Below are 5,704 nucleotides of genomic sequence, written 5' to 3'. Positions count from 1 at the left end.
GGCGACACCGCCGAGGAGTTCGGCGGCTCGGCCTGGTCGGGGGTCGTCCACGACCTGCTGCTGGAGTTCGTCCTTGTCCGGCTGGCGGGGCTGGGCGGCGGAGCGGCCGTGCTTGACTTGGCCGCCGACGGCATCGGCGTCGACGTCATGCCGGTCTGGGAACGGCACAGGCCGTGCACGGTCGTGCTGGACAATGCCTCGGCGCACGTGGCCGAAGCGTTCAAGGGCCGCCGCCAACTGGCGAAGATCGGCGTGGAACTGTTCTACCTTCCGCCGTATAGCCCGGAGTTGAACGACATCGAACTGGTCTGGCGCCAGGCGAAGTACCAGGACTACCCGCAACGCGCCCAGACCAGCACCGATGCCATCGGCGAAGCCGTCGACCAGGCCATGACCCGACAACGCGACCGAATCCGACAGCCAGCAACCAACTTCACCCAGGCCGCTTAGAAGGCGCTTTCGGAGTAGGCGGCTAGTGCCGCGCGAAAGTTCGGCTCCCTGAGCGCGGGCCTTGCCGTGTAGTCCTCGCCGTAGTTGTGGGAGATCTTTGCCCTGTTGCGTGATTTCCCCTTGCTGTAGTAGCTGGGGTTGTTGGAGTGGTACACCTTGCTGGGCTTGACGTACCGGATGTGGTGTTCCGCCAGCCTGCTGGGTCCCATGGCGCTCCTGGGCGACACGACGGCGTCGGTCTCGGAGCCCATGACGGTCCAGTCGGTTCCGCCGCGGGCGTTGTGCAGCCCCGCCAGGGTGAACATCGTCCTCGTGAGCAGGTAGGTGCTGTCCTTGCGCATCTGCCGGCACTGGCGGCTGTACAGACTGCATGCCTCGGCCAGGCCGGACCCGCGGAACGGCGTGCCCATGGTGACGGCGTCCTCGACGAACACGTCCTTGTCCGCCTGCCGGGCCTGGATGATCGCCTCACGGGCGATGAGGCCGCCCATGGAGTGCGCCACGATGTCGACGCTCTTGCCCTTGCTGCCGTAGTGCTTCCAGATGTAATTGCGCAGGAACCTGCCGATGTCACGAAGGTCCGAGTCCACGTTCCCCTTGTACTGGACGTCGCACGCCCCTCCAGGACTGTCCTTGTAGTAGCCGAAGGTGATGAGGTTCTTCTTCTTCCAACCCGCCTTCAGGAACGCCTTCTTCGTCTTGCCCCAGACGCTGTCGCAGCGCATGCCGTTGGGCTGCAGCTGAATCCCGTGAATGAAGATCACCGGACGGTCACGGGTGTCCTCGCGCGGCGGCGGCTCGGCGGCGCCAGCGGCGTCGGGCACGGAAAACACCAGTGCGAAGGCGCAGCCGAGTGCCCCGGCCACGGTGGCGGGCCGGGTGCGGCCTGGTTTCCAGACGGACATGTCCGTTCTCCCCCATGGTCAATTCCAGTGCGTGGGCGGGAGCGGTCGCTCCGCCCGTTCAGCGCTCGTTTATGAGCGCACCCCATCCTGGGAAGGACACCGGTCACGGGACCACCGGTTTGCACCCCAGGGAAAACCCGCACGCAGAGCACCGTCGAAGGAGCAGGCGATGGCACTACGCATCCACTTCACCGCGGACGACCTGGCACGCACCGTCATGTCTCCATCGCCGGACGTGATGTGGGAACTGGTCAACAGCCTTCACATTCTTCAGTCACGCCGGCCCGGCGCGGTGTACCGACCGTGGCTGCGGCACGCCCGGGCCCGGCTCGCGGCACGGGACCACCGGCGCACCCTACGGCTCCTGACGACGCTGGTGCCGCAGCGGGGCGGCTTCCCCGACTTCCTCACCCCGGCGGGCGCGGGCCTCTTCGACGCTTCGCTCGACCTTGTCCGGTCCACCCCTGACACCCGGCTGCGGCAGGATCTCGCCGTGGTGTTCCAGCGGCGCACCGCATCGCAGTGGGTGCGCCGACTGGCCGTCGGTGACCGTCTGGTCCGGCAGGAGCTCCAGCACGCCCTCGCCGTCTACCACGACGAGTTGCTCGCCCCGTACTGGCCGGACGTCCGCGATTGCGTACACGGCGAACGCTCGCGCCGCAGCCGGGACATGGTGGACGGGGGCGTCGAACAGCTCCTCCACGGCCTCGAGGCATCCGGCCGCTGGGTTCCGCCGACACTGACCTGCCGCTATCCCCGGGACCGGGACCTGCACCTCGAAGGGCGGGGCATCACCCTCGTCCCCTCGTTCTTCTGCACCCGCGTCCCCATCACCTTCATCGACCCCGGCCTTCCTCCCGTCCTGGTCTACCCCGCCGCCCACCACGCCCGGCAGGGCGTCCCGCGCAAGGGTCTGACCTCCCTGCTCGGCAGCACCCGCGCCACCGTCCTGTGCGCGCTCGATCCGCCGTGCTCGACCAGCGAACTCGCCATGCGTGCCGACGTCTCGATCGGAACCGCCAGCAAGCACGCCTCCACTCTGCGCGAAGCCGGACTCATCACCAGCACCCGACGGGGCTCCGCGGTGCTGCACGCACCCACGCCGCTCGGCAGGGAACTGGCCGAGGGCCCCACGGGCATCGCCGGTGCCGCCTGAGTGCCTGGAAGTACGCTGATGGGGCTATTTGGATTTGGCTCTGGTCGACATCTCGTGATGGTCACGATCGTCTGCCGGTAGCGATCTCATGCTGGGGTGGGAATGCCCCCCGGTCATGCGCGAGGTGTCGGTTCTCAGGGAGCTCCTGCTGCCGCAGGTGGTCGGACTGGTGCTAGAGGGCTTCAGTGAGACGAATGCGCTGGTTGAAGTGTAAGCTCGGTGAGCCGTAGGGGAGTTGGATGGTCCCGACTGCTTGGTCCTGTCTCATCGTGTGCACAGCCGCTACGAATGACGGCTTTCCATGTATTCAACCGGCGGCCGCCGATTGATGATCCGGCTGACGGTGCGGCGCTTCTTCTGGGAGAACACCGGCTGCCGGCGACGCACGTTCGTCGAGCAGGTCCAGGGCCGCACCGCTAGGTATGCCCGTACAGGCCTCGGAGTGAAGAGATGGTGGCGGGCGGTCGCGCTGGCCGCGGGAGGCCGCCCGGGTGCCCGCCTGTGCAGCGTCTTCGCCGTGCCGAGCGGCCGCGGGCAGCTGCTGGGTCTGCTGCACGCGCCGCCGGTGCCGGACCGGGCGTCGCGCGTACTCGGCGTGGACGACTTCGCCTGCCGGAGGTCGCGGACCTACGGGACCGTGCTCATCGACGTGGAGTCCTCGACTGCGATCGACCTCCTGCCGGACCGCACGGTCACCTGACCGAACGGGATCCTCGCGGCGACAGCCCGGTGGACCACTGCCTTGACCATGGTCCCCTTCGTCTCGAAGGAGACACTGTCGTCGATGCTTGCCCGTCGGCATCGCTCGCGATCATCCGTCCAGGACATTGGCAGGCGCGGCCGCCGATCGAGGACCGTGTCATCACCAGCTGGCTGAACATGTCGCTCCGGCCCTGTCAGCGGCACATCAAGGTCATTATGAAACGGATCGGTGCCAAGACCCATACGCATGCCGGGTTCCTCATCAGCGGGCGTGGGCTGCCGCGGGAGAGCGAGCGGTCGACGCCGCGTGCGTACAGCCGCACGAGTCAGCAGCCATGAGACCGGGCGCGGGAGGCGGGTGGAGCGCCGGGGCCCTCTCCGGCGCCGCGCCCGGTTCGCGCGCCCGGATCTCCATCTCGAAGGCGAGCGCGTTCAGTGCCACCGCTGCCATCTGGTCGCGGTCCGTGGTCACGGTGGTCAGCGACGGCACGCTGAATCCGCCTTCCTTGACTCCTCCTTGGCCGACGACAGCCAGTTGAGCCGGGATCCTGAGGTCCCTGATGCGTGCCGCCGCGATGACACCGAGGGCCTGCTCGTCGCTGCCGCACACCACGGCCCTTGGCCGGTCGCTCCGCGCGAGCAGGTCCAAGGCGTCCCCAAAGGCTCCCTGATGGTCACCGCCCAGGTTGAACGCTCTTCCGGCCGCTTCCCCGCGGGATAGTGCCTCGCGCCAGCCGGTCGTCTGCTGGGCGGCGAGCAGGTCGCCCGGATCCCTGAGCAGGCAGATTTCTCTGTGCCGTGCCCCATGAGGCGGCTGGTGGCGAGCGCGGTCCCCACGGCGGCGTATCCGAACCCGGAGGCGGCAGGAGAACCGTCGAGGGGACCGGGTGCCGGCCCGTACAACTGGACCACCGGTACGTCGTCGCGCACGGCCAGCGCCCGCGCGTCCGGCCCGATGTCGGTCCCCACCACGACCAGTCCGCAGACCCTCATGCCCGTTCGCGCCCATCCGCGTACAGAGCGTCTCCTTTACCGTCGGTCGCATGGCCAGTACACGTAATCAGGCGCTCGACGACTGGATGACCGAACACGCGATGGTCGCAGCCGCACTTTCCGACCGGCTCAACGCCGAACTCGCCACCATCAGGCCGGTGTTGCGGCGGGCTGGGTTCCGGGTGAGTGGTGTCCGGTCCGGTTGTCCGCACGGTGCGGCCGGGTGGTGGGGTGGGCGGCGGCCGCGGTGCGCAGTGCTTGGGCGTGGTCGGTGCGTTCCCAGGTGAAGTCGGGCAGTTCACGGCCGAAGTGGCCGTAGGCCGCCGTGAGGGTGTAGATGGGGCGCAGCAGGTCCAGGTCACGGGTGATGGCCGCGGGCCGCAGGTCGAATACTTCCCTGATGGCCTGTTCGATCCGGGCCGGGGCCACGGTGTGGGTGCCGAACGTGTTGAGGGACAGTCCCGTCGGCCCCGCGGGCCCGCTTGTGCCGGTCGGGTAGGCCGCCTGTACTTCGCAGCGTGCGGCGAGGCCTGCAGCCACCACGTTCTTGGCGACCCAGCGCAGCGCGTATGCATGCGCGCGGTGTGCCGTTCGGGGGTCCTTGCCGGAGAACGTGCCGCTGCCGTGCTCCGCGGTGCCGCCGTAGGTGTCGGTGAGGGGTTTCCGGCCGGTACGGCCGGCCTTGCGTATCGGGCCGCCGGTCTCGAAGCGGCCGGCGGGGTTGACCAGCAGCCGGAAGTCCTGCGTGTGCAGCGCGGTCCCCTCCCCGGCCAGGCGCTGCAGCACCGGCTCGACGACGTGCCGGCGGATGGCGGGCACCAGCACTCCCTCCCGGTCCAGGCCGCCCGTGTGCTGCGCGCAGATCACGAGGGTGTCCAGGCGCGCGGGCCCGTCGTCGTATGCGACGGTGACCTGCACGCTGCCGTCGGGCCGTAGACAGGGCAGGGTGCCGACGCGGCGGACGACGGCCAGCCGGCGCGCCAGGCGGTGCGCCAGGTCGATCGGCAGCGGCATCAGCGTCGGCGTCTCCGTACACGCGTAGCCCAAGACGCGGGCGGTGCCGACCGGCGCGGTGTCCGGTGGCTGCGTGTTGAGGGACACGGTGATGTGGCAGGAGGCGCCGTCCAGGCCCGTGGCCGGGTGGTCGTAGCCGATGGCGAGGATCCGCCGGCGCACCAGCGCGGTGATGCCGGGGACGTCGGGGGCGTCGGGGGTGCCGGCGGGCGTATGTGTGCTCACCCATCCCGTGATGTGTACCTGGCCGGGGGAGATGCGGGTGTTGACGGCGGCCCGTGCGGCGGGGTCCTGGCGCAGCAGCGCGTCCAGGACCGTGTCGCTGATCTGGTCGGCGATTTTGTCGGGGTGTCCCTCGGCCATGGACTCCGAGGTGAGCAGGTGAGGGGGCATGGCTCTCCAGTCTCCGGGATGTCAGCAGGGCGCAGGGGGTGTGGGGTGTGGTTATGGGTGGTTGGGGTGGTGTTTGTGGGTGGGGTGGTGT

General features: G+C 69.1%; 5 protein-coding genes and 2 pseudogenes. 3 read left to right on the top strand and 4 right to left on the bottom strand.

The genetic code is table 11. The annotated features are described in order from the left end of the window. A partial coding sequence (locus ACFWZ5_RS44400; protein WP_384892804.1) for a transposase occupies positions 1 to 450 on the top strand: 450 nt, incomplete at its 5' end. Here ACFWZ5_RS44400 and ACFWZ5_RS44395 read toward each other — a convergent pair. After that, positions 447 to 1,355, bottom strand: coding sequence for an esterase/lipase family protein (locus ACFWZ5_RS44395; RefSeq protein ID WP_384805892.1), 909 nt, complete (start codon positions 1,353 to 1,355; stop codon positions 447 to 449). The genes ACFWZ5_RS44400 and ACFWZ5_RS44395 overlap by 4 nt on opposite strands. Before the next feature lie 169 nt (positions 1,356 to 1,524). On the opposite strand from ACFWZ5_RS44395, the gene ACFWZ5_RS44390 reads away from it, so the two are divergent. Both ACFWZ5_RS44390 and ACFWZ5_RS44385 read left to right on the top strand, forming a co-directional pair. Then, positions 1,525 to 2,511 carry an ArsR/SmtB family transcription factor gene (locus ACFWZ5_RS44390; RefSeq protein ID WP_384805890.1) on the top strand — a complete coding sequence of 329 codons (987 nt, stop codon included), beginning with the start codon at positions 1,525 to 1,527 and terminating at the stop codon, positions 2,509 to 2,511. Between the two features lie 301 nt (positions 2,512 to 2,812). After that, a complete protein-coding gene (locus tag ACFWZ5_RS44385) occupies positions 2,813 to 3,211 on the top strand; it encodes a hypothetical protein (protein WP_384805888.1) in 399 nt (132 codons plus the stop codon). Here the strand turns inward: ACFWZ5_RS44385 and ACFWZ5_RS44380 are convergent. The 3 genes and pseudogenes from ACFWZ5_RS44380 to metK form a co-directional block, all read right to left on the bottom strand. Further along, positions 3,202 to 3,369, bottom strand: a pseudogene (locus tag ACFWZ5_RS44380) (transposase); the annotation flags it as partial. The gene ACFWZ5_RS44385 and the pseudogene ACFWZ5_RS44380 sit on opposite strands and share 10 nt — an antisense overlap. Positions 3,370 to 3,475: 106 nt before the next feature. Then, positions 3,476 to 4,222 carry a substrate-binding domain-containing protein gene (locus ACFWZ5_RS44375; protein WP_384805894.1) on the bottom strand — a complete coding sequence of 249 codons (747 nt, stop codon included), beginning with the start codon at positions 4,220 to 4,222 and terminating at the stop codon, positions 3,476 to 3,478. Between the two features lie 224 nt (positions 4,223 to 4,446). After that, positions 4,447 to 5,613: pseudogene (metK, locus tag ACFWZ5_RS44370) on the bottom strand (methionine adenosyltransferase); the annotation flags it as partial. Between the last annotated feature and the right edge of the window lie 91 nt (positions 5,614 to 5,704).

Source organism: Streptomyces sp. NPDC059003 (assembly GCF_042740445.1).
GTDB lineage: Bacteria > Actinomycetota > Actinomycetes > Streptomycetales > Streptomycetaceae > Streptomyces.
The sequence above is the reverse complement of the archived record's forward strand: the minus strand, read 5'-3'. Positions and strand labels throughout refer to the sequence as shown.